Raw genomic sequence first — 853 nt, 5'->3', positions numbered from 1 at the left:
GCACGTGCAGCTCGCGCTGTTCTGGACCGCGGCCTCCTTCCTCGCCGCCGGGATCTTCCTGGCGCCCTACATCTCCGGCCGCGAGCCGGACAAGCAGCACTGGCTGGCCTACGGCCTGCTGGGCGCGCTGGCCCTGGTCGTCGGCGGCTCGCTGCTCGGCGAGGCGCTGAGCGTCTTCGGAGTGGAGTGGGCCAAGGGCTCCCCGCTCTGGGACCAGCAGTGGGAGTATCTCGACCTGCCCCGGGTCTGGCAGATCCTGCTCACCGTCGGCATGTTCCTGTGGATCGCCATGATCTACCGGGTGATCCGCGCCCGGCTGAGGACCGAGCACCGGACGAACCTGCCGTGGGTGTTCTTCTACGCCGGTCTGGCGATCCCCGGCTTCTACGCCGTCGGCCTGCTCGCCGGGACCGGCAACCACCTGACGGTCAGCGAGTTCTGGCGGTTCTGGGTGGTGCACCTGTGGGTGGAGGACTTCCTGGAGCTGTTCACCACCGTCATGGTCGCCTACATCTTCGTGATGCTCGGGGTGGTGCGCCGGAGGATCGCGCTGCAGCTCGTCTTCCTCGACGTCATCCTCTACTCCGTCGGCGGCGTCATCGGCACCATGCACCACCTGTACTTCTCGGGAACCCCCGTGGAGCACATGGCGCTGGGCGCCTTCTTCTCCGCCATGGAGCTCATCCCGCTGACCTTCCTCACCATCGAGGCCTGGACCTTCCTGCAGCTCGGCTCCCGGCAGCAGGCGCACGGCACGGCGCCCTTCCCGCACCGCTGGGCGGTGATGTTCATGGTCGCGGTGGGCTTCTGGAACTTCCTGGGAGCCGGAGTCTTCGGCTTCCTGATCAACCTG

At 67.5% G+C, this 853-nt stretch carries 1 protein-coding gene; it reads left to right on the top strand.

Features of this window, described 5'->3' with window-relative positions:
- Nucleotides 1–853: cbb3-type cytochrome c oxidase subunit I (locus ACFOWE_RS33860; protein ID WP_377295183.1), on the top strand; the 853-nt coding region annotated here is incomplete at both ends.

The sequence above is a fragment of the Planomonospora corallina genome (genome assembly GCF_042650625.1).
GTDB lineage: Bacteria > Actinomycetota > Actinomycetes > Streptosporangiales > Streptosporangiaceae > Planomonospora_B > Planomonospora_B corallina.
Note: the sequence above shows the minus strand (reverse complement) of the source record. Positions and strands in the feature narration are given on the sequence as shown.